Genomic DNA, 18,699 nt, shown 5'->3' on the forward strand with positions numbered 1-18,699 from the left:
TTTGGATGGCTAGATTGCTGCGGTTTGAGGGGCCTAATCTATGAGAGCCACCCCGCCGCAGTCCCATAGCTTGATGCGTACCTGACAGGGAGTCCTATGCCGTTTCGTTCCTTCTTATCTTCTCCTTTGACTGCTTCCTTGCGCGCCAATGCTGGCGCCAGCACCTTTATTGCCGCGATGGCGGTCGGGAGCCTCTCTTTTTCCGCGGCTGCCGCCGATGCGTCCTTGCCGACCAAACAGGAGATCGTGATTGGTACCACGGTGGGGGATTTTGCCGACATGGTGACCGATTCCATCAAGCCGCAGCTGGAGGCCAAGGGGTACAAGGTCAAGCTGGTGGAGTTCACCGACTATGTGACTCCCAATATTGCTCTGGCTGACGGATCACTGGATGTGAACTGCTTCCAGCACAAACCCTATCTGGAGAGTTTTGCCAACGATCGCGGCTTGTCGCTGGCGCCCATTACCCAGGTGCCAACCGGTCCGATGGGACTCTATTCCGGCAAGCTGGCAGCACTCGACAAGGTGAAAGAGGGAAGCACGGTGGCCATTCCCAACGATCCCACCAATCAGGCGCGGGCGCTGTTGATGCTACAGGATCTTGGTTGGCTCACTCTCAAGGAGGGGATAAACCCGCTAAAAGCGAGCGAGTTTGATGTGGTGAACAATCCGCACAATCTCAAGCTGGTACTGCTGGAAGCCGCGCAGTTGCCCCGCTCGCGGGAGGATGTGGACTTCTCGGTGATCAACGGTAATTTTGCCGCCTCCAGCGGAATCCCGTTCAGTGAAGGACTGTTTCTGGAGCGCAGCTACGATTTTATCAACTGGGTGGTGGTGAAAAGCGCAGATGCGGATCAGCCTTTTGCCAAAGATGTGGCGGCGGCCTACAACTCGGCGGCTTTCAAAGCCTATGCAGCCAAGCGTTTCGTCGGCTACAAGTACCCGCAAGGGTGGGGTGGCTAACTGTCGTGAACGTGGCCCGGCTATACAACGAAAAACGCCCCGAATTCGGGGCGTTTTTTATGGTATCAAGCCATCAACGGGCGCTTCACTGGTTGCGATAGAAGCGGTTCAGCTCGTTCATCACCTGGATCATGGCGCCCATATCCGGGGTGCCGTGCTTGATCGGGCGATAGCTGTTGCGCTCCAGCAGTTCGAAGTCACCCTGCTTGTTGAAGTGGGTGATTGTGTCCCCTTCATAGATGGCGAAGTCGTTCTGATCCCCGGCCAGCAGCCAGTTGCGCGGGCTGGTATCAAACAGCGAGCGGCCAACGCTGTAATCGCGCGCCGGATTGCGCACGCCCAGCATCCCCTGCATCAGGGTCGGCGCCAGATCGAAATGGCTGCTCGGTTGTTCCCGAACGTCACTGCCGCGCCCCGGCCAGGCCAGTACCAGCGGTACCTGCACCTGATAGGGTGAGTAGTTGCTGCCTGCGCCCCAGCTGTTGCTGCGGGTGTCGTTGAACTCCTGACCGTGGTTGGAGGTGATGATGACGATGGTGTTGCTGTCCATCCCCTGCGACTGCAATTTGGTCAGCATCTGCTCAAGCAACTGGTCGGTATAGAAGACCGAGTTCTTGTAGCGGTTCTCCAGTTTTTGCAGGTTCTCCGCCCGATAGGCGGTCGCCGGATTGAAGTTGGCTAGCTCCGGTTGGAACGGCCCCTTCATGGTGGCGGGCAACTGGTAGTCGCCGGGGCTAGAGAGATAGACCAGCGAGAACCAGGGACGCTCGGGAGAGCGCTTCTCCAGCCACTGTTGCCAGTCGGTCAGCAGCTTGCCATCGTCACTCTGTTCGGAGACAAACACCTGTTTGCGCAGACCGGCGAGGATGCTCTTGCGATACTTCTGGGCATCTTCCATCGCGCCGAACAGCCCGAACTGGTAATCCTGGCGCAGCATCTCGTCGAACAGCACCGGCGGACGCTTGTCGCTGCTGATGTCCTTGTAGTAGTGACCGGGCAACCCGTAGAAGAGGCTGAACATGCCCATCAGGTCGTCGTTGCCACCACTCAGGTGATTGCGGAACGTCAGATGCTGATCCGCATAGCGCTGCAGATTGGGCATGTTGATGTTGTTGAGCATGTCAAAGCGCAGCGAATCGACCACCACAATCAGCAGATTGTTGTGGGTCAGGGGCGCGTTGACGTTGAGCGGGCGCAGTGGGTAGTGCATCCGGCTGTCGCTGTTATCCCCCTGGGAGGCCGCCTGCTTCTCGTACTGATCCAGATCCAGCCAGCCATGTTTGGCCAGGAAGGAGCGGGCCGTCATGGGGTAGGAGAGGGGGAAGTTGGCTCTCTGCATGGTGATCGGCTGATAGAGGGTCGCATCCGCCCAGCTGTTGACCACGTGGGTCAGAATAAAGCAGATCAGCAGGGCCAGCCCCACCTGATTGCCGTACTGGCGGCGCTTGCGCTTGTTGATCTTGCGCCAGACATAGGCCGACAGCAGCAGTTGCAGCAGAAAGATGGTGGGCACGGCAACGAAGATGATGCTCCAGATTGAGCCCTCTTCGGTCTGCGCCTGATCCAGCAGCAACTGCCATACCTGACTGTTGAGGTGGAACTTGAACAGCCGGAATACCTGGGTGTCGATCAGCAGCAGCACCAGCGCCAAGGTGGCGATGATGGCGGAGATGAACCGCAACGACTTCTCCTTGGGCAGCACGAAGCTGAGCGGGAAGATCGTCAACAGGTAGGTGACAAAACTCAGAAACGAGAAGTGGCCAATCCAGCTTACAACGAGATAGATCACGCCAAGCGTGGTCGATGGCCAGCTGATGGCACCCAGATAACGGGTGGCGATGAGCATGGCCAGAATAATGTTGAAGAAGGAGAACCAATGCCCCCAGGTGATCAGGCGAGAGACATTATCACGATAGGGGTTACCGGTTTCGACCATAGTGATCCATCTGCGTTGAGAAACGTCAAATCAACAGAGTCGGGGACTCAGTGTGCGTCGTGGCGATTATCGACCGATGCGGTCAGGGCCTGGACAAACTTTTCAGTGATGGCCTGGCGCTGGGCCGGTGCCATACCGTTGATGATATTGGTGGTCAGATTGCCAAGCACCATAAGGCTGAGATCCACCGGCGCTTTATGCTTTTCCAGCGCGGTGATCAGGTCGTTCATCAGGGCGTCAAATTGCTCGTTATTGTACTTTGATACGATAGGCATAATCTTCAGTTCATCTCGGTTCAAAGCGCCTTATAATACTTCACCCTTTCGGCTAACACTATGGCTTTGTGACATGAGTCTCGATATCGACAAGATCATTCTTCACTCCTTGCGCCAGGGCGGCGATGGTCAACCCCACGCCGATACCCGCAGCCAGACCCTGCCCCCTGATGAGGCGGTACAGGGACTGATGGCGGAACTGCATCGGATCTACAACGGCAAGGGTGGCAAGGGCTTTGGCTTCTTTGCCGACCCCGAGGCCGCCGTCGCCGAGCTGGCCGACGGTGAAGAGGCTCCCAAGCAGCCTTCACCCGCGTTTCGTATCGCCCTCGAACAGCTGCTCGCCGAGCAGACCGAATTCGTTCCCTTCTCGGTCACTGTGACCCAGATGCTGGTCAAGCAGCTGGTGGAGCACGCCCTCGATGAGCAGGGGGTGCTGCTGTTTGCCAAATATAACTACGTCGGGGTCGATTATCTGCTGATTGCTCTGCTGGAGGGCAAGGAGAGCGTCACCGTCAGCGAAGCGCTGGAATTACGCCATATCCAGTATCTGGATATCGGCAAACTCAATCTGGTGGCCCGCATTGATTTGACCGAATGGAAAACCCAACCGGATTCGCGCCGCTATATCACCTTCAGCAAGGGACGCATTGGTCGCAAACTGGGCGATTTCTTTATGGATCTGCTGGGTGCCCGCGAGGGCATGGATGCCAAGGTACAAAATAAAGGCTTGCTGCAGGCGGTCGAAGATTATTGCGACAGTCGTCAGCTCGAACCGACCGAGCGCAATGACTATAAAAAGCAGGTCTTCAAATATTGCACCGAACAGGCGAGTGCCGGTGAAGAGATCGAAATCAAGGAGTTGTCTGCAGAATTGCCCGGCGACGGTGACCTCGATTTTTACAGCTTTATCGGTCAGGAGTATGAGCTGGAAGAGCGCTTCCCGGCGGATCGCTCTACCCTGCGTGGTTTGACCAAGTTTGTTGGCTCCGGCGGCGGTCTGACTCTGAGCTTTGAGCAGAAGCTGTTGAACAGCCGGATCTTTTACGATCCCCAGACCGACACCCTGACCATCAAGGGTGTGCCGCCCAATCTCAAGGATCAGCTGCTGCGCCAGTCGTAGTCATGCTCCCGAGTGTGATCAGGTCGTCATTTCTCGCAAAAAGAGACTCCGCCCCGGCGGGGTCTGTTTTTTTATTGCGCCCGGGCAGACCTCGAAACTGGCGCGGTACTTTGTTAACAAATCAAACAAAATAAACCATCTGAAAGGGTTTTCATTGAGGTGAAAACCCTTTCACTCATGAAATTTTATTTCATTTTGGTAATTATTATTCTGTGGTTGTCTGGAATTAAGCCGATAAATGGCCGTAATTCCCTGAAATAAGAAAATGTTTTCAAAACTTTCTGGAAGGAAATACGTAATTGCATTTCAAAAATGCGAGTTGCGTCATGTGAGCCGTTTGCCGCTTGGGATAATATTCATCTCGCACACAATGCTCTTACAGCGCGGAACTAATACAAGGAAAGGCTCATGAAAAAGAAATTGCTGTCATCCCTGATCGGTCTGGCCACTCTTGGCGTCGCTTGCTCTGCTACTGCTGCCATCGATGAAGGCCAGCTGACCATCTGGATCAACGGTGACAAGGGATACAACGGTCTGGCTGAAGTGGGTAAGAAGTTTGAAGCAGAAACCGGCATCAAGGTTACTGTGGCTCACCCAGATCAGGTTGAAGTGAAATTCCAGCAAGCCGCCGCCACTGGCAACGGCCCGGACATCTTCTTCTGGGCTCACGACCGTTACGGTGAGTGGGTCAAAGCCGGTTTGCTGGTTCCGGTAACGCCGAACGCTGCCACCAAAGGCAAATTTGAACAGCTGGCATGGGATGCCATGACTGTTGATGGCAAAACCTATGGCTACCCGGTTGCCATGGAAGCTGTCAGCCTGATCTATAACAAAGACCTGCTGCCCGAGCCGCCGAAAACCTTCGAAGAGATCGCCAAGATTGACGAGACTCTGAAGAAAAACGGCAAGCGCGCCATCATGTGGGCTTATGACACCCCGTACTTCAGCTATCCGCTGGTGGCTGCCAACGGTGGTTACGCCTTCAAGAAAACCGCTACCGGTTATGACGTCAAAGATACTGGCGTGAACAACGCAGGTGCCAAGATGGGCGTGGGCTACATCTCCGAGATGATCAAGTCCGGTCACCTGGAAAAAGGCATCGACTACGGTGTGATGGACGCCAAGTTCAACAAGGGCGAAGTGGCCATGATGATCAACGGTCCCTGGGCCTGGAGCAACCTGGACAAGAGCGGCATCAAGTACGGCGTAGCGCCGCTGCCGACCCTGAACGGCAAGCCGGCCAAAGCCTTCGTTGGCGTACTGGGTGCCACCATCAACGCCGCCAGCCCGAACAAGGATCTGGCTATCGAGTTCTTGGAAAACTACCTGCTGACCGATGCCGGTCTGGCGCCGGTTAACGCCGACAAGCCGCTGGGTGCCGTTGCGCTGAAATCCTTCCAGAAGACCCTGGAATCCGATCCGCACATCAAGGCCACCATGCTGAACGCCCAGGCTGGCGAGCCGATGCCATCCGTTCCCGAGATGAGCCGTTTCTGGTCTTCCTTCGAAACTGCCCTCAAGAACGTGACCTCCGGTCGTCAGGGTGTTGACGAAGCTCTGGATACCGCTGCCAAGCGTATCGTTCAGTAAGCACGCACTACCCGGGAGGCCGTCATGGCCTCCCACTCTCTCAAATCTCTCTTGGCGTTATAAAGGTTAATTGGCATGGAAGTAGTACCTTCTGTTGAGTCCTATGCCGGTCCGAAGGATAAGCACACCTGGCTTAAGTGGACCATAGCGGCCCTGGTTGCCATCCTCAACGGCTACGCAGCCGTGATGATGTACGCCAGTGGCGAGTGGGTATTCGCGCTGCTGGATCTGGTGGTGGTTTCCGTCGGTCTGTATGTCTTCATGAACAAGAAGACCTATGCCCATCGCTACATCTTTCCGGGTGTTGCGGGCATGGTTGTGTTTATCATCTTCCCTCTTGCCTACACCATTGGCATTGCCTTCACCAACTATTCGGGGTCCAACTTGCTCTCCGTGGAGCAGGCGCGGGACTACCACCTGAAGAAAACCTACAAGGTGGCGGGCGGTGAATTCGATTTTACCCTGCTGGGTGGCGACAACGGCCAGTTCCAGCTGCTGCTGACACAGGATGATCAATCCTTTATCAGCCAACCTGTTTCCCTGATGACCAACAAGGCCCGTGAGCTGGCGTCCCGCGAGGGCCGTGTGCAGAACACCCAGCAAGTGGTCGAGCTGCAGCCCTTCACCGGCGAAGCGGCCAGCAAGGCCGCACCGATCCGCGCCATTGTTGAGCATCGTACTCACCTGAGTGACCTTGATCTGGTGCTGCCGGATGGCGGTACCCACCTGACCCTGAGCAGTCTGCGCAAGTTTGCCGCCCAGAAGCAGCACTACACCCGTCTGATGGATGGTGCCGTGCTCAAGTCCGGCGTGGTGATCAAAGACAGCAACCTGCTGCGTGATACCCAGAATGGCGAGCTGATGCTGCCCAATGGCGAGACCGGCTTCTATCAGTACATCGACGAACAGGGTCAGTTTGTCGGCAAGGGTATTGCTCCAGGCTTTGTGGTGAGCGTCGGTTGGAAGAACTTCGCGCGCATCGTCACCGATCCGGGCATCCAGTCACCCTTCCTGCAGATCTTCATCTGGACCGTGATCTTCTCAACCTGTTCTGTCGCCTTCACCCTGGCTATCGGCATGGTGCTCGCCTGTCTGGTGCAGTGGGAAGAGCTCAAGGGGCGCGGTTTCTATCGGGTCATGTTGATCCTGCCCTATGCGATCCCGGCGTTTATCTCCATCCTGGTGTTCAAGGGGTTGTTCAACCAGAACTTCGGTGAGATCAACATGTTCCTGGAAGCGGCGTTTGGCATCAAGCCGGACTGGTATACCAACCCCTTCCTGGCCAAGGTGATGATCCTGATTGTCAACACCTGGCTCGGCTACCCCTACATGATGATCCTCTGCATGGGCCTGCTCAAAGCCATTCCGGAAGATCTCTATGAAGCGTCAGCCATGGATGGTGCCGGTCCGGTACAGAATTTCTTCAAGATCACCGTGCCGCTGCTGATGAAGCCGCTGACACCGCTGTTGATTGCCTCGTTCGCGTTCAACTTCAACAACTTCGTGCTTATCCAGTTGTTGACCAACGGTGCGCCCGACATCATCGGCGCCAGCACCCCGGCCGGTACCACCGACCTGCTGGTGAGTTATACCTACCGGATTGCGTTCCAGGGATCGGGTGGTCAGGACTACGGTCTGGCCAGTGCCATCGCCACAGCCATCTTCCTCATCGTGGGTGCACTGGCGCTGCTCAACCTGAAATTGTCCAAAGCCGACAAGCAGCTGTAAGGAGGCTTCAACATGGCAATCGTACAACCCAAATCAGTCAAATACCGGGTGTGGGCAACCCACCTGGTCATGTGGGGCTTCCTGGCGTTGATCATCTTCCCGTTGATCATGGTTATCGCCATCTCGTTCCGTAACGGTAACTTCGCGGTAGGGGAGATCATCCCCTCCAATCCGACGCTGGATCACTGGAAGCTGGCGCTGGGCATGTCCATCACCAACGCCGACGGCAGCATCACGCCGCCGCCGTTCCCGGTGCTGACCTGGTTGTGGAACTCCATCAAGATCGCCGGCATCACTGCCCTGATGATCGTGACGCTCTCCACCACCTGTGCTTACGCCTTTGCCCGCCTGCGTTTTCGTGGCAAGTCCACCATCCTGCAGGGCATGCTGATTTTCCAGATGTTCCCGGCGGTACTGGCGCTGGTGGCTATCTACGCGCTCTTTAACAAGATTGGTGACTATATCCCCTGGCTCGGTCTCAACACCCACGGTGGCCTGATCCTGGCGTACATGGGCGGTATTGCCCTCCACGTCTGGACCATCAAGGGCTACTTCGAGACCATCGACTCCTCCCTGGAGGAGGCGGCAGCCATCGACGGTGCGACCCCGTGGCAGGCATTCCGTCTGATCCTGTTGCCCCTGTCGGTACCCATCCTGGCGGTAGTGTTTATTCTGGCCTTTATCGGTTCCATTACCGAGGTGCCCATGGCCTCCATCCTGTTGCAGGATGTGAACAATCTGACCCTGGCGGTCGGGGCCCAGCAGTACCTCTATCCACAGAACTACCTGTGGGGTGATTTCGCGGCGGCCGCAGTGCTCTCCGGTTTCCCCATCACAGTGGTGTTCCTGTTGGCACAACGCTGGCTGGTTGGCGGTCTGACTGCCGGTGGTGTGAAAGGTTAAGTTTATGGCCGGGGGAGCTGACTCCCCCCGCTATCACGATTTGCAAAGATTCAAGAGCGGAGCTCGTCATGGCTGAAGTAGTACTCAACAACGTTCGCAAAAATTACGATCCGGCTGTTCACAAGGACACCCTGCGCAACATCAACCTCTCCATCAAGGAAGGGGAGTTCATCGTCTTCGTCGGCCCGTCCGGCTGTGGTAAATCCACCCTGCTACGGATGATCGCGGGTCTCGAGGACATCACCAGTGGTGAGTTGACCATCGGCGGTCGCTACATGAACGACGTACCGCCGGTAGAGCGCAACGTCGGCATGGTGTTCCAGTCCTACGCCCTCTATCCCCACATGAACATCTACGAGAACATGGCCTTTGGTCTGAAGCTCAAGAAGATGGACAAGGAGAACATCCACAAGCGGGTGATGCGCGCCGCCGAGATCCTGGGTCTCGAGCCGCTGCTGGACAGAAAGCCCAAGGCGCTCTCCGGTGGTCAGCGTCAGCGGGTCGCCATCGGTCGCTCCATCGTGCAGCAGCCGCAGGTGTTCCTGTTTGACGAACCGCTCTCCAACCTGGATGCCGCGCTGCGGGTCAAGATGCGGATCGAGATCGCCAAGCTGCACAAAGAGCTTAACTCCACCATCATCTACGTGACCCACGATCAGGTGGAAGCGATGACCCTGGCCGACAAGATTGTGGTGCTGAGCCCGCTCAAGGCCGAAGCTGCCACCAACCTGGAACAGTTCGGTTCACCGCTGGATCTCTACCACAACCCGGACAACAAGTTCGTGGCGGGCTTTATCGGCTCTCCCAAGATGAACTTCCTGGCGGGCGAGTTGCTGGAGATTGGCGAGCAGGAGTGCCTGGTCAAGCTGACCTCTGGCGATACTGTGCGTGCCCGGGTCGATGCCCGCAGTGGCGCTGTGGGTGACAAGGTGGAGCTGGGCATTCGCCCCGAGCACCTGATGCCGCTGGATCACCCCCATGCGCACAGCAAGGTGAGCGGGATCGTGCAGGTGGCTGAGCACCTGGGCGCCGAGTCCTTCGTTTATATGGATGTGGATGGTCACGACTTTACCGTCAAGGCCACCTCGGATGTGGATGTGGCGACCGGTCAGACCTACAGCGTGGGTATCCCGGCCGAAGCCTGCTACCTGTTCGATGCCAAGGAGCAGGCGTTCCCCCGTACCGCCAAATATATCCGTACCTGATTTTTTGTTGTGCTGGTTTTCCTTTCTTAATAATCAATGCCTTTTTGCCGGTCGTCAGACCGGCTTTTTATTGCCTGCGATTTGAACATGCAGATAGGCAAGGTAACCCGGTTCAAGCCTCGAGTTCGGCGGTAATATCGGGCACAAAGGTCTGGCTGGTCAGGGGAGGGCGCTCATACCCTTCGGTCTTGATGGGGGGGAGCTTGATGGGCTCGTAGTGGATCGCCTCGTAGGGCACCTTGCTCAGCAGATGGGCGATGCAGTTGAGCCGGGCACGGCGTTTGTCATCTGCCTCCACTACGAACCAGGGGCAATCCTCGGTGTCGGTGTAGGTGAACATGTCATCCTTGGCGCGGGAGTACTCCACCCAGCGCGAGCGGGACTGCAAATCCATCGGGCTGAACTTCCAGCGCTTGATGGGGGTGTTGATCCGCTCCTTGAAGCGCTTCTCCTGCTCCTCGTCACTGACCGAGAACCAGTATTTGATCAGGGTGATGCCGGAGCGGATCAGCATCCGCTCAAACTCGGGGCAGGCGCGCAGAAACTCGCGATACTCGGCATCGCTGCAAAATCCCATCACCCGCTCGACTCCGGCCCGGTTGTACCAGGATCGGTCAAACAGCACCATCTCGCCAGCGGCGGGCAGGTGGGCCACATAACGCTGAAAGTACCACTGGGAGCGCTCACGATCGGAGGGGGCGGGCAGCGCCGTGACCCGGCAGACCCGGGGGTTGAGCGGCTCGGTGATCGCCTTGATGACGCCTCCTTTACCGGCGGCGTCCCGTCCCTCGAACAGTACCACCACCTTTAACCCCTCCTGCTTGACCCACTCCTGCAGCTTGACCAGCTCCTCCTGCAGATGGGCAAGGTGGTGCTCGTAGCACTTCTTGTCCAGACGCGGCCGCTTCTTGCTCTTCTCCTTCGCCATGGGTTTCTCCTTTTGGCATCCTTTCATGGGTGACTTCTTTGAGTCACTGTCAGCTTGCACCAGGGAGGCGTCACCTGCCAAGGGGGACGTGATACACTGCCCGCCCATCGCTGGCAACAGGAGATAACATGAAGCATTTTATGGAGATAGCGGGCCGCCGGATGGCCTATCTGGATGAAGGGCAAGGGCCGGTACTGCTGTTTGGTCACAGCTATCTGTGGGATAGCGCCATGTGGGCGCCGCAAATCGAGGCGCTCAAGGGCAGCTATCGCTGCATCGTTCCCGAGCTGTGGGGCCACGGTGACTCCGACCTGCTCCCCGAAGGTGGCTGCACCCTGGCGACTCTGGCGCGGGATCACCTGGCGCTGCTCGATGCCCTCGGGGTTGACGAGTTCGTACTGGTGGGCCTCTCCATCGGTGGCATGTGGGGTGTGGAGCTGGCGCGCATGGTGCCAAACCGCCTTAAGGGTCTGGTGCTGATGGACAGTTTTGTCGGCCTGGAACCGCAGATCACCTGCGAGCGCTACCTCGGCATGCTGGCGATGATCGAGCAGCTCGGCACCGTGCCGGCGCCCATCATCGAACAGGTGGCGCCGATCTTCTTTGCCAGCCAGCCTGATGAGGCGCTGATGAGTGGTTTCAAGGCGCGTCTGGCCGCTTGGCCAAACGAGAAGATTGCCGCCATGGTGGCGGTGGGCCGCAGCTTTGTGACCCGCGAAGATCGTATCGAGTGGCTGGAGGAGATCACCACTCCCGCACTGGTGATGACCGGCTGCGAAGACAAGGCCCGTCCGGTGCTGGAGGGCTATCTGATGGCCGAGGTGCTGGGTTGCCCGTTCAGGGAGATCCCGGCCGCTGGCCACATCTCGTCGCTGGAAAATCCGTCCTTCGTCAATCAGCAACTGACCGATTTTCTGGCGACGCTGTAAGCCTGAATTGGCAGCTTGAGCAGGCTGTACGACCAGCCTGATGGTCGTGAAAAAGGGAGCCGAGGGCTCCCTTTTGTTTGGTCGTGTCTCACGGTTCAAGACTCATAACCGTTACCAGAGATAGCCCAGCGCAAAACCCGCATAGAGCTCGCCATCGTGCTGGACGATGGGGCTGTTTTTGATGTCCCGATCATACCATTCGTAGTTCATGGCAAACATGCCAATCCAGTTGGGGCTGAAGCGGTAACTGGTGATGAGGGCCGTCATCGGGGAGAGGGTGGTACCGGTATCCCAAGCGGGCCGCTGGGCGGTTGCCTCGCTCTCGGAGATGCCGCCGAAGTAGTAGTTGGCCATCTTGTCGCTGCGCAGCATCAGCCCCATCCCCGGCATGATCAGCAGGTTGTCGCGCAGGATGGGGAAATCGGCCCACAGCAGCAGCTCCTGTCCCTTGCTGCGGCCGGTGACATCGCTGTTGGCTCGCACGGTCAGCAGGGCGTAGGGGGTGATGATGTTGCCACCGATCCCGCCTTCCAGCTGCCATTTTCGCTGCTCCATGCCAGTAAAGGCCGGAGAATCCTCGGGATCCAGATTGCCAAAACGGACCCGGCCATAGCCGTAGAGGGCCACGTTCTCATCCTTGTGGAAGTAGTAGCGGGCCCGATCCCCCAGAAACATGAACTGGTTGCCAAAATAGATAAAGCCGGGGATGGCGTAGAGGCTGTTATCTTGTGCTTCATAACGGGCCTGCCCCCCGATGAGCGCCGCTCCGGCGACAAAGCCCTGTGGCACCGGGCTGGTAGGGCTGTCGCTGGTGAGCAGATCCATGGCGCCAAGATCGATATCGGCGCGGACGGGCATGGCGGCAGCGAGGAGCAGGGCCGTCAGCCCTGCCGCTCTAATTTGACGAAAAAAGGTCATGGACACTCCGTTGTCACGATTGCAGGGGAAGCAGGTTATTTTGTGGCACCGGGCATCTCTTCACGTTTTGGCCAGGCATTGATCACCGCCTTGACCAGGGTGGCGAGGGGAATGGCGAAGAAGACACCCCAGAATCCCCACAAGCCGCCAAACACCAGCACGGCGATGATGATGGCCACCGGATGGAGGTTGACCGCTTCCGAGAAAAGCACCGGCACCAGCAGGTTGCCATCGAGGGCCTGAATGACCAGATAGGCCACCATCAGCCAGGCAAACTCCGGGGTGAGCCCCCACTGGAACAGGGCGACCATGGCGACCGGTACGGTCACCACGGCGGCGCCGATATAAGGGATCAGCACCGAGAAGCCGACCGCGACCGCCAGCAGCACCGAATAGCGCAGCCCCATCAGGGCGAAGGGAACATAGGTAGCGATGCCGACGATGAGGATCTCGATCACCTTGCCGCGGATGTAGTTGATGATCTGGTTGTTCATCTCCACCCACACCCGGTTGACAAGGGTGCGGTTGCGCGGCAGGAAGCGGCGCAGGCTGCCCATCAGTACCCGCTTGTCTTTGAGCATAAAGAAGACCATCAGCGGTACCAGAATGAGGTAGATCATGATGGCGACCACGTTGACCAGCGAACTGAGGGAGGCGCTTACCAGATGCTCGCCGCCACTGAGGATGCGCTGGCGAATATTGTCGATGACGGTCTCCACCAGACTGACGTCGATGAGCTCGGGGTATTTGTCCGGCAGGGTGCGCACATAATCCTGAGCGTGGGTCAGCATGGCCGGCGCCTCTTTGGCCAGATTGATCCCCTGACTGACCAGCGTCGGGATAAGACCCAGCAAGGAGGCGACTGCTACCGCAATAAAGAGGATCAGAATGACGCTGGTGGCCAGGGTGCGCGACAGCCCCGCTTTTTGCAGCCGGGCGACCGGCCACTCCAGCAGATAGGCCATTACCAGCGCCACCAGCAGGGGGGCCAGCAGATCGCCAAACAGCCAGATGATGGTGAAGCAGAACACCAGCAACAGGAAAAGGGTAACTGCATCGGGATCGGAAAAACGGGTCTGATACCAGCGCTTCAATACTTCTAACATGACGGCATCCTTACATCACTGGGGCTCAAGATGGTTGTTTCGCCCCGACAACCAACTGCAAAGAGAGGGTTTTGTCCGCTTCTTGCTGCACCTCGACATGGTGGCCCTGACGGTGCAGATAGGCCGGAATATCCTGCCGGGAGCCCGCATCGGCCAGCCGGATGGTGACGGTTTGACCGCTTTGGGCCTCCCTTAACCAGAGCTTGAGCCGGATCAGCGGCTCGGGGCAACGCCAGGGGGTCAGGTCGAGAATTTCCATGGGGGCTCCATCAGGCAGGTGGCCGCTATTATGGCCGTGATAAGAGCATGAAACAACGCTTGTAGCCCTTGATGGGCAAGGGTATTCTGCCGAGGCCCTTTCTGATGGAGATAGAGATAACGTGGCACGTTTTTCCCCCCTGATGGCATCGCTTCCCCTGCTGGCTTCCCTGATGGGCGCCACGTTTCATGCCGAGGCCAACAATCAACTTCCCGACATCGGCACGGCCGGGGTTGCTGCCCTGCCCATCGAGCAGGAAGTGCGTTACGGCAACGCCTTTATGCGCTTTGCCCGTGCGGGTTTGCCGATCATCGATGATCCGGTGCTGAGCCAGTACATTGATGATCTGGGTCAGCGACTGCTGACCAACGCCGATGGGGTGCGTTTCCCGTTTACCTTCTTCCTCATCAATGATCCCAGCATCAACGCGGCCGCCTTCCTCGGCGGGCGAGTCAAGGTGCACACCGGCCTCTTCCTCTACGCCGACAGCGAGAGCGAGCTGGCCTCGGTACTGGCCCACGAAATCACCCACGTGACCCAGCGCCATATCGCCCGTTATATGGAGGCGCAGGCGAGCAGCTCGGCGGTGACCCTGGCCGGTCTGGTGGGCTCCATCGCGCTGGCAGTGATCAACCCGACTGCCGGTATCGCCGCGCTGCAGACCACGCTGGGCCTCTCCATGCAGTCGGCCATCAACTACACCCGCGACAACGAATACGAAGCGGACCGGATCGGCATGAAGACCCTCTACGATGCCGGTTTCGATCCCATGGGGATGGCCAACTTCTTCCAGAAACTGGCTGCCGAATACCGTTACGCCAGCAAGCCGCCGGAAATGCTGCTCACTCACCCGCTGCCGGAGACCCGGATCAGCGAGGCTCGCGCTCGGGCGGGCAGCTATGGCCGCCGCGACTTGCCGCCCAGTCTCGACTTCTGGCTGGCCAAGGTGCGGATTCAGGTGCGTTTTGGTACCGATACCCCGCAGGGGCTGCTGAGCTACTTCGATAGCCGGATCCAGAAGGGGGATTACCCGCTCAAGGATGCCGCCATCTATGGCAAGGCGCTGGCGCTGATCCAGCTCAAGCGCACCGACGAGGCGGATACCTTGATGCAGGAGCTGGCGGCCCGTCATCCGGAAGATCTCTTTATCGTCGATGCCCAGACCGACATCGATCTGGCCAAGGGGCGCAGTGCTCAGGCCATCGCGCGCCTCGAGAAGTTCCGCAGCCGGATGCCGGATAACGAAGTGGTGGTGGTCAACCTCGGCAACGCCTACCTCGAGAGCGGCAACTACAAGAAGTCCATCGCCATCCTCGACCCCTATGCCCGTGCCCATGAGGAGAACAATCTGGCCTGGAACCTGCTGGCCGATGCCTATCGCAAGGCGGGCAGAATGACCGAGCTGCATATGGCGCGGGCCGAGATGCTCGCGCTGCGCGGGGATTATCAGGCGGCCATCGACGAGCTGATCGTGGCACGCGGTACCACCAGCGATCGGATGACCCTGGCTCGTCTGGAGGCGCGCATCACCGAGCTGGAGCGGGCCAAGAAGGATCTCGACAGCCTCAAGGGCTAACGAAACCTATCAAACAAGGGCGCACTATGGTGCGCCCTTGTTGTTTATAGCGATGATGTTGATGTGGGTTACATTGATAGTGCGACGAGTTAGTGACTCAGGCTGCTGGCGGTCGCCTTGAGCATCTCGATCTGCTGCTGGTCGAGCTCGCCGACCAGCGTCTGCTTGAGTTTGCCCTCACTATCGAGCAGATAGCTGGTGGGCAGGGCGCCCGGGTGGGGGAAGGGGAGCCTGGTATCCGCATTGGCGATCAGCAGCGGCACCTTGATGTGGTATTGCGCAGCCAGCTTGTCCAGTTCTGTCGGGGTGGTCGGGTCGTAGTTGATGGCCACCACTGTGATCTGGCCTTCTGCCGCCAGCCCGTTGAGGCGCGGCATCTCCCGCAGGCAGGGGGCGCACCAGGGGGCGAAGTAGTTGACCAGCAGCGGCTTGCCGGCAAAGTGGCGCAGGCTGACCGACTGCCCTGTTGCATCGGTAAATTCGGGGGCGGGTGTGCAGGCGCCCAGCAGGCTCGCCACAATCAGCCAACAAATTCGTTTCAATTCCTTTCCACTGCCGCTTACCCTGACCATAACTTTCCCCTACAATAGCGCCGTTTCTAGTCCCATCTTGCGATTAATCAGGGAGTTACCATGAGCGAGACCCAAATCTACCACAATCCGCGCTGCTCCAAGAGTCGCGAAACCCTGGCTCTGCTGGAACAGCACGGGATCGCCCCTGATGTGGTGCTCTATCTGGAGCAGGCTCCGAGCGAAGATGAGATCCGCAACCTGCTCTCTCTGCTCGGTTTTAGCGATCCCCGCCAGCTGATGCGCACCAAGGAGGATCTCTACAAGGAGCTGGGATTGGCCGATGTCAGCGGTGATGCCCTTATTCGCGCCATGCACCAGCATCCCAAGCTGATCGAGCGCCCAATTGTCATCAAGAATGGTCAGGCCCGCATTGGTCGCCCGCCGGAGCAGGTGCTGGAGATCCTCAAGTGAGCACCCGCTTTGCCCGTCTGCTGACTCTGGTCGGCTTCTTTGGTCTGCTGGGCTGGGTCATCCTCTGGCATCTGTGGCTATCACCCCATCCGGACCTCAACCCCTGGCTGCTGCCGGTGATCTGGACGGTACCGCTGCTCTTCCCCCTCAAGGGGATAGTGCAGGGCAACCCCTACACCCACGCCTGGGGCAACTTCGTGTTGATGCCCTATTTCCTCCACGCCCTCACCCTGATCACCACGGATGAGGGGGAGCGGTGGCTGGCGGTGGTGGAGCTGCTCTTCACCACTCTCGCCTTTGTCGGCACCATCTATTACGCCCGACTGCGTGGTCGCGAACTTGGCTTAAGCATTCGCAAAAAGAAAGACGAAGCCAACTGATGACAAACGCCCCGCAAGGGGCGTTTTTTATGGGGAAGCTGCTCTATCCAGAGGGATCACTGTGCCCCTTGGGCTGCCCGATATTGGGCCAGCTGCTGCTGGCTAAAGGCCATCAGCTGGGGATAGAAGCGCAGAAATCCCGCCTCGCATGTTTGCCACTGCGACTCATCAAGGGTCAGCAGCGCCTCTCCCAGTTGTACCGGGCGGCGCAGTCGGCGACCTATGCCATTCAGCGCTTGCCCCAGCCCCTCCCTGTGGCGGTAGGAGGCGATCCAGTTCTGCTCGGCCATCCGCTTGAGGGGAAGCGGCAGTCCATCCGGCAGGCGTGGGTGATCGGCCAATAGCTGATCATAACTGCGTTGCAGGAAGCGGGGCAGGGGTTCGGTACTGAACAGCCCCCAATGCTGGCTCAGCCAGTGGTCGTAGATCATATCCACCACTATGCCACCAAAGCGGCGCCAGGGGGCCTCGAAACAGGCGACGGCCGCCTTGTGCTCTGGGTGGCTGTCGGTGAAGGCATCAATTTTGCGGTGTAGCCAGATCCCCTTATCGAAGTGGGCGGCAAGCCCCGTGGGCAGCGTGCCTTTGACGAAATCGCCGAGCAGATTGCCGGTGAGGGAGCTTCGGGTGTGGGCAGCCAGATGGATATGGGCCAGAAAATTCATCGGTAGCTGTGGGTCTGTTATGGGATGGCAAGGTGCTTCGAGCCTAACGGATCCTGCCCGCCTTGACCATGATCGGGATTTTGCTACTGCTCGGCGGCTGCCTCTTGCCGGGCAAATTTGGGGCGTGCTAAGGTGATTGCCATCTTTGTCACAGGACGCGACAAACCACCATGATGCGCAAAGCCAGAGGCTTTTTTCTGGCCTTCTACTTCAAGCCTTTCTATCTCTCCGAGTGGTTCGACGAATAGATCGAACCCCTGGAGCAGTCCACTGACGCCCGCTCGGGCGTGATCTCGCTCATCCAGATTTTGCCGCTTTTGGTCATCGCATGCATTCGCCTGCGGTGCCTTGTCCGCGCTTGTGCGCTTTTTATGTAATGGAGTACACATGATGAAGATCAGACTGACCCTCTCAGCCCTGTTTGTTGCCAGCCTGCTGGCCACCCCCGCCATGGCCAAGGAGTGGAAAACCGTGCGTTTCGGGGTAGAGGGGGCCTACCCGCCCTTCTCCTGGACCGATGCGTCGGGCGAGATCAAGGGGTTTGATATTGATCTCGCCAACGCCCTTTGTAAGCAGATGGCGGTCAAGTGCGAGTTGGTGGCGCAGGATTGGGACGGCATGATCCCGGCCCTGCTGTCGCGCAAATACGACGCCATCATCGCCGCCATGTCGATCACCGACGAGCGGCGCCAGAAGGTCGATTTCACCGAGAAATATGCCCATATTCCCAATCGCTTTGTGGCGGCCAAGGGGACCGAGCTGACGCTGACCCCGGAAGGCATGGCGGGCAAGCGCATCGGTGTGCAGCGTGCCACCACCCACGACAAGTACCTGACCGACAATTTTGGCTCGAATGTCACCATCGTCCGCTACGGCAATGCCGATGAGGCCTATCTCGATCTGAAAGCGGGTCGGGTGCTGGCCCTGTTGGCCGATGCCTCTGCCATTGAGCAGGGACTGCTTGGCAAAGAGGGGGGCGACAAGTTCGACTATGTGGGGCCCGCCCTGACCGATCGCCAGTGGTTTGGTGATGGGATGGGGATCGCCGTGCGCAAGAGCGATAAGGAGCTCAAGGGCAAGCTGGACGAGGCGATCAAGGCCCTGCGTGCCAATGGCACCTATCAGCAGATCAACCAGAAGTACTTCAAGTACGATATATATGGTGGTTGACGGGGGGAGGGAGCTTGCTCCCTCTCTTTTCATTGGACAAGCGACAATCGTGCAAGGAGGAT

The 18,699-nt window shown here is 58.3% G+C and carries 19 protein-coding genes; 11 read left to right on the forward strand and 8 right to left on the reverse strand.

Annotated features, from left to right (window positions below; genetic code table 11):
• The first annotated feature begins 177 nt into the window (after positions 1-177).
• Positions 178-963 (forward strand): MetQ/NlpA family ABC transporter substrate-binding protein, encoded by a 786-nt coding sequence (locus tag AB5Y83_RS02305; RefSeq protein WP_127007641.1) that lies wholly within the window; start codon positions 178-180, stop codon positions 961-963.
• A gap of 85 nt (positions 964-1,048) precedes the next feature.
• Here the strand turns inward: AB5Y83_RS02305 and AB5Y83_RS02310 are convergent, their stop codons facing one another.
• The gene (locus AB5Y83_RS02310) at positions 1,049-2,899 is read right to left on the reverse strand and encodes a DUF3413 domain-containing protein (RefSeq protein ID WP_127007545.1); all 1,851 of its coding nucleotides are present in this window, start codon (positions 2,897-2,899) and stop codon (positions 1,049-1,051) included.
• 47 nt (positions 2,900-2,946) lie between these two features.
• The gene (locus AB5Y83_RS02315; protein ID WP_005333874.1) at positions 2,947-3,174 is read right to left on the reverse strand and encodes a YejL family protein; all 228 of its coding nucleotides are present in this window, start codon (positions 3,172-3,174) and stop codon (positions 2,947-2,949) included.
• 73 nt (positions 3,175-3,247) lie between these two features.
• Between AB5Y83_RS02315 and yejK the strand changes: the two genes are divergently transcribed.
• The 5 genes from yejK (at position 3,248) to AB5Y83_RS02340 (ending at position 9,723) form a co-directional block, all read left to right on the forward strand.
• Entirely contained in the window at positions 3,248-4,297 is a 1,050-nt protein-coding gene (gene yejK / locus AB5Y83_RS02320) for a nucleoid-associated protein YejK (RefSeq protein WP_019445372.1), read from the forward strand.
• A gap of 408 nt (positions 4,298-4,705) precedes the next feature.
• Entirely contained in the window at positions 4,706-5,887 is a 1,182-nt protein-coding gene (gene malE, locus AB5Y83_RS02325) for a maltose/maltodextrin ABC transporter substrate-binding protein MalE (protein WP_005333871.1), read from the forward strand.
• 75 nt (positions 5,888-5,962) lie between these two features.
• The gene (gene malF, locus AB5Y83_RS02330) at positions 5,963-7,615 is read left to right on the forward strand and encodes a maltose ABC transporter permease MalF (protein ID WP_005333870.1); all 1,653 of its coding nucleotides are present in this window, start codon (positions 5,963-5,965) and stop codon (positions 7,613-7,615) included.
• A gap of 12 nt (positions 7,616-7,627) precedes the next feature.
• On the forward strand, positions 7,628-8,518 hold the full coding sequence (gene malG / locus AB5Y83_RS02335) for a maltose ABC transporter permease MalG (RefSeq protein ID WP_005333868.1): 891 nt from the start codon (positions 7,628-7,630) through the stop codon (positions 8,516-8,518).
• A 68-nt stretch (positions 8,519-8,586) separates the two neighbouring features.
• Positions 8,587-9,723 (forward strand): ABC transporter ATP-binding protein, encoded by a 1,137-nt coding sequence (locus tag AB5Y83_RS02340; protein ID WP_005333867.1) that lies wholly within the window; start codon positions 8,587-8,589, stop codon positions 9,721-9,723.
• A 112-nt stretch (positions 9,724-9,835) separates the two neighbouring features.
• Here AB5Y83_RS02340 and ppk2 read toward each other — a convergent pair whose 3' ends face one another.
• A complete protein-coding gene (gene ppk2 / locus AB5Y83_RS02345) occupies positions 9,836-10,651 on the reverse strand; it encodes a polyphosphate kinase 2 (protein WP_100654022.1) in 816 nt (271 codons plus the stop codon).
• Between the two features lie 128 nt (positions 10,652-10,779).
• Here ppk2 and AB5Y83_RS02350 point away from each other — a divergent pair, with 128 nt between their 5' ends.
• Complete coding sequence (locus tag AB5Y83_RS02350; protein WP_043819244.1) at positions 10,780-11,580, forward strand: alpha/beta fold hydrolase; 801 nt, start codon at positions 10,780-10,782, stop codon at positions 11,578-11,580.
• Positions 11,581-11,691: 111 nt separating this feature from the next.
• Here AB5Y83_RS02350 and AB5Y83_RS02355 read toward each other — a convergent pair whose 3' ends face one another.
• From AB5Y83_RS02355 to AB5Y83_RS02365, 3 genes are read right to left on the reverse strand one after another with little or no spacing between them, the layout of a single operon-like run.
• Positions 11,692-12,498, reverse strand: a complete 807-nt coding sequence (locus AB5Y83_RS02355) for a MipA/OmpV family protein (protein WP_182963654.1) — start codon at positions 12,496-12,498, stop codon at positions 11,692-11,694.
• Between the two features lie 35 nt (positions 12,499-12,533).
• Positions 12,534-13,604 carry an AI-2E family transporter gene (locus AB5Y83_RS02360; protein ID WP_213388819.1) on the reverse strand — a complete coding sequence of 357 codons (1,071 nt, stop codon included), beginning with the start codon at positions 13,602-13,604 and terminating at the stop codon, positions 12,534-12,536.
• Between the two features lie 25 nt (positions 13,605-13,629).
• Positions 13,630-13,863, reverse strand: coding sequence for a sulfurtransferase TusA family protein (locus tag AB5Y83_RS02365; protein WP_120414017.1), 234 nt, complete (start codon positions 13,861-13,863; stop codon positions 13,630-13,632).
• A gap of 121 nt (positions 13,864-13,984) precedes the next feature.
• Between AB5Y83_RS02365 and AB5Y83_RS02370 the strand changes: the two genes are divergently transcribed.
• Complete coding sequence (locus tag AB5Y83_RS02370; RefSeq protein ID WP_005333848.1) at positions 13,985-15,439, forward strand: M48 family metalloprotease; 1,455 nt, start codon at positions 13,985-13,987, stop codon at positions 15,437-15,439.
• A gap of 89 nt (positions 15,440-15,528) precedes the next feature.
• Here the strand turns inward: AB5Y83_RS02370 and AB5Y83_RS02375 are convergent, their stop codons facing one another.
• Positions 15,529-16,011: a TlpA family protein disulfide reductase gene (locus AB5Y83_RS02375; RefSeq protein ID WP_368174635.1), complete on the reverse strand. Its 483-nt coding sequence runs from the start codon at positions 16,009-16,011 to the stop codon at positions 15,529-15,531.
• A gap of 60 nt (positions 16,012-16,071) precedes the next feature.
• Between AB5Y83_RS02375 and arsC the strand changes: the two genes are divergently transcribed.
• Together arsC and AB5Y83_RS02385 are read left to right on the forward strand one after the other, a co-directional pair.
• Positions 16,072-16,422, forward strand: a complete 351-nt coding sequence (arsC, locus tag AB5Y83_RS02380) for an arsenate reductase (glutaredoxin) (RefSeq protein ID WP_042657676.1) — start codon at positions 16,072-16,074, stop codon at positions 16,420-16,422.
• On the forward strand, positions 16,419-16,802 hold the full coding sequence (locus tag AB5Y83_RS02385; RefSeq protein WP_075112724.1) for a DUF2069 domain-containing protein: 384 nt from the start codon (positions 16,419-16,421) through the stop codon (positions 16,800-16,802). Before arsC ends, AB5Y83_RS02385 begins: the two co-directional genes overlap by 4 nt.
• 56 nt (positions 16,803-16,858) lie before the next feature.
• On the opposite strand, the gene AB5Y83_RS02390 is transcribed toward AB5Y83_RS02385, so the two are convergent.
• Positions 16,859-17,467: an ACP phosphodiesterase gene (locus AB5Y83_RS02390; RefSeq protein ID WP_368174636.1), complete on the reverse strand. Its 609-nt coding sequence runs from the start codon at positions 17,465-17,467 to the stop codon at positions 16,859-16,861.
• Between the two features lie 390 nt (positions 17,468-17,857).
• On the opposite strand from AB5Y83_RS02390, the gene AB5Y83_RS02395 reads away from it, so the two are divergent.
• Positions 17,858-18,637 carry an ABC transporter substrate-binding protein gene (locus tag AB5Y83_RS02395; protein WP_042053117.1) on the forward strand — a complete coding sequence of 260 codons (780 nt, stop codon included), beginning with the start codon at positions 17,858-17,860 and terminating at the stop codon, positions 18,635-18,637.
• The last annotated feature ends 62 nt before the right edge of the window (positions 18,638-18,699 follow it).

The organism is Aeromonas sp. R5-4, assembly GCF_040908215.1.
Lineage (GTDB): Bacteria > Pseudomonadota > Gammaproteobacteria > Enterobacterales > Aeromonadaceae > Aeromonas > Aeromonas veronii.

What these genes read in the sequence shown, in the direction of transcription:
- AB5Y83_RS02305 (WP_127007641.1), top strand. Translation starts at nt 178, where the DNA reads ATGGCGGTCGGGAGCCTCTCTTTTTCCGCGGCTGCCGCCGATGCGTCC.
- AB5Y83_RS02310 (WP_127007545.1), bottom strand. Translation starts at nt 2,899, where the DNA reads ATGGTCGAAACCGGTAACCCCTATCGTGATAATGTCTCTCGCCTGATC.
- AB5Y83_RS02315 (WP_005333874.1), bottom strand. Translation starts at nt 3,174, where the DNA reads ATGCCTATCGTATCAAAGTACAATAACGAGCAATTTGACGCCCTGATG.
- yejK (WP_019445372.1), top strand. Translation starts at nt 3,248, where the DNA reads ATGAGTCTCGATATCGACAAGATCATTCTTCACTCCTTGCGCCAGGGC.
- malE (WP_005333871.1), top strand. Translation starts at nt 4,706, where the DNA reads ATGAAAAAGAAATTGCTGTCATCCCTGATCGGTCTGGCCACTCTTGGC.
- malF (WP_005333870.1), top strand. Translation starts at nt 5,963, where the DNA reads ATGGAAGTAGTACCTTCTGTTGAGTCCTATGCCGGTCCGAAGGATAAG.
- malG (WP_005333868.1), top strand. Translation starts at nt 7,628, where the DNA reads ATGGCAATCGTACAACCCAAATCAGTCAAATACCGGGTGTGGGCAACC.
- AB5Y83_RS02340 (WP_005333867.1), top strand. Translation starts at nt 8,587, where the DNA reads ATGGCTGAAGTAGTACTCAACAACGTTCGCAAAAATTACGATCCGGCT.
- ppk2 (WP_100654022.1), bottom strand. Translation starts at nt 10,651, where the DNA reads ATGGCGAAGGAGAAGAGCAAGAAGCGGCCGCGTCTGGACAAGAAGTGC.
- AB5Y83_RS02350 (WP_043819244.1), top strand. Translation starts at nt 10,780, where the DNA reads ATGAAGCATTTTATGGAGATAGCGGGCCGCCGGATGGCCTATCTGGAT.
- AB5Y83_RS02355 (WP_182963654.1), bottom strand. Translation starts at nt 12,498, where the DNA reads ATGACCTTTTTTCGTCAAATTAGAGCGGCAGGGCTGACGGCCCTGCTC.
- AB5Y83_RS02360 (WP_213388819.1), bottom strand. Translation starts at nt 13,604, where the DNA reads ATGTTAGAAGTATTGAAGCGCTGGTATCAGACCCGTTTTTCCGATCCC.
- AB5Y83_RS02365 (WP_120414017.1), bottom strand. Translation starts at nt 13,863, where the DNA reads ATGGAAATTCTCGACCTGACCCCCTGGCGTTGCCCCGAGCCGCTGATC.
- AB5Y83_RS02375 (WP_368174635.1), bottom strand. Translation starts at nt 16,011, where the DNA reads ATGGTCAGGGTAAGCGGCAGTGGAAAGGAATTGAAACGAATTTGTTGG.
- arsC (WP_042657676.1), top strand. Translation starts at nt 16,072, where the DNA reads ATGAGCGAGACCCAAATCTACCACAATCCGCGCTGCTCCAAGAGTCGC.
- AB5Y83_RS02390 (WP_368174636.1), bottom strand. Translation starts at nt 17,467, where the DNA reads ATGAATTTTCTGGCCCATATCCATCTGGCTGCCCACACCCGAAGCTCC.
- AB5Y83_RS02395 (WP_042053117.1), top strand. Translation starts at nt 17,858, where the DNA reads ATGAAGATCAGACTGACCCTCTCAGCCCTGTTTGTTGCCAGCCTGCTG.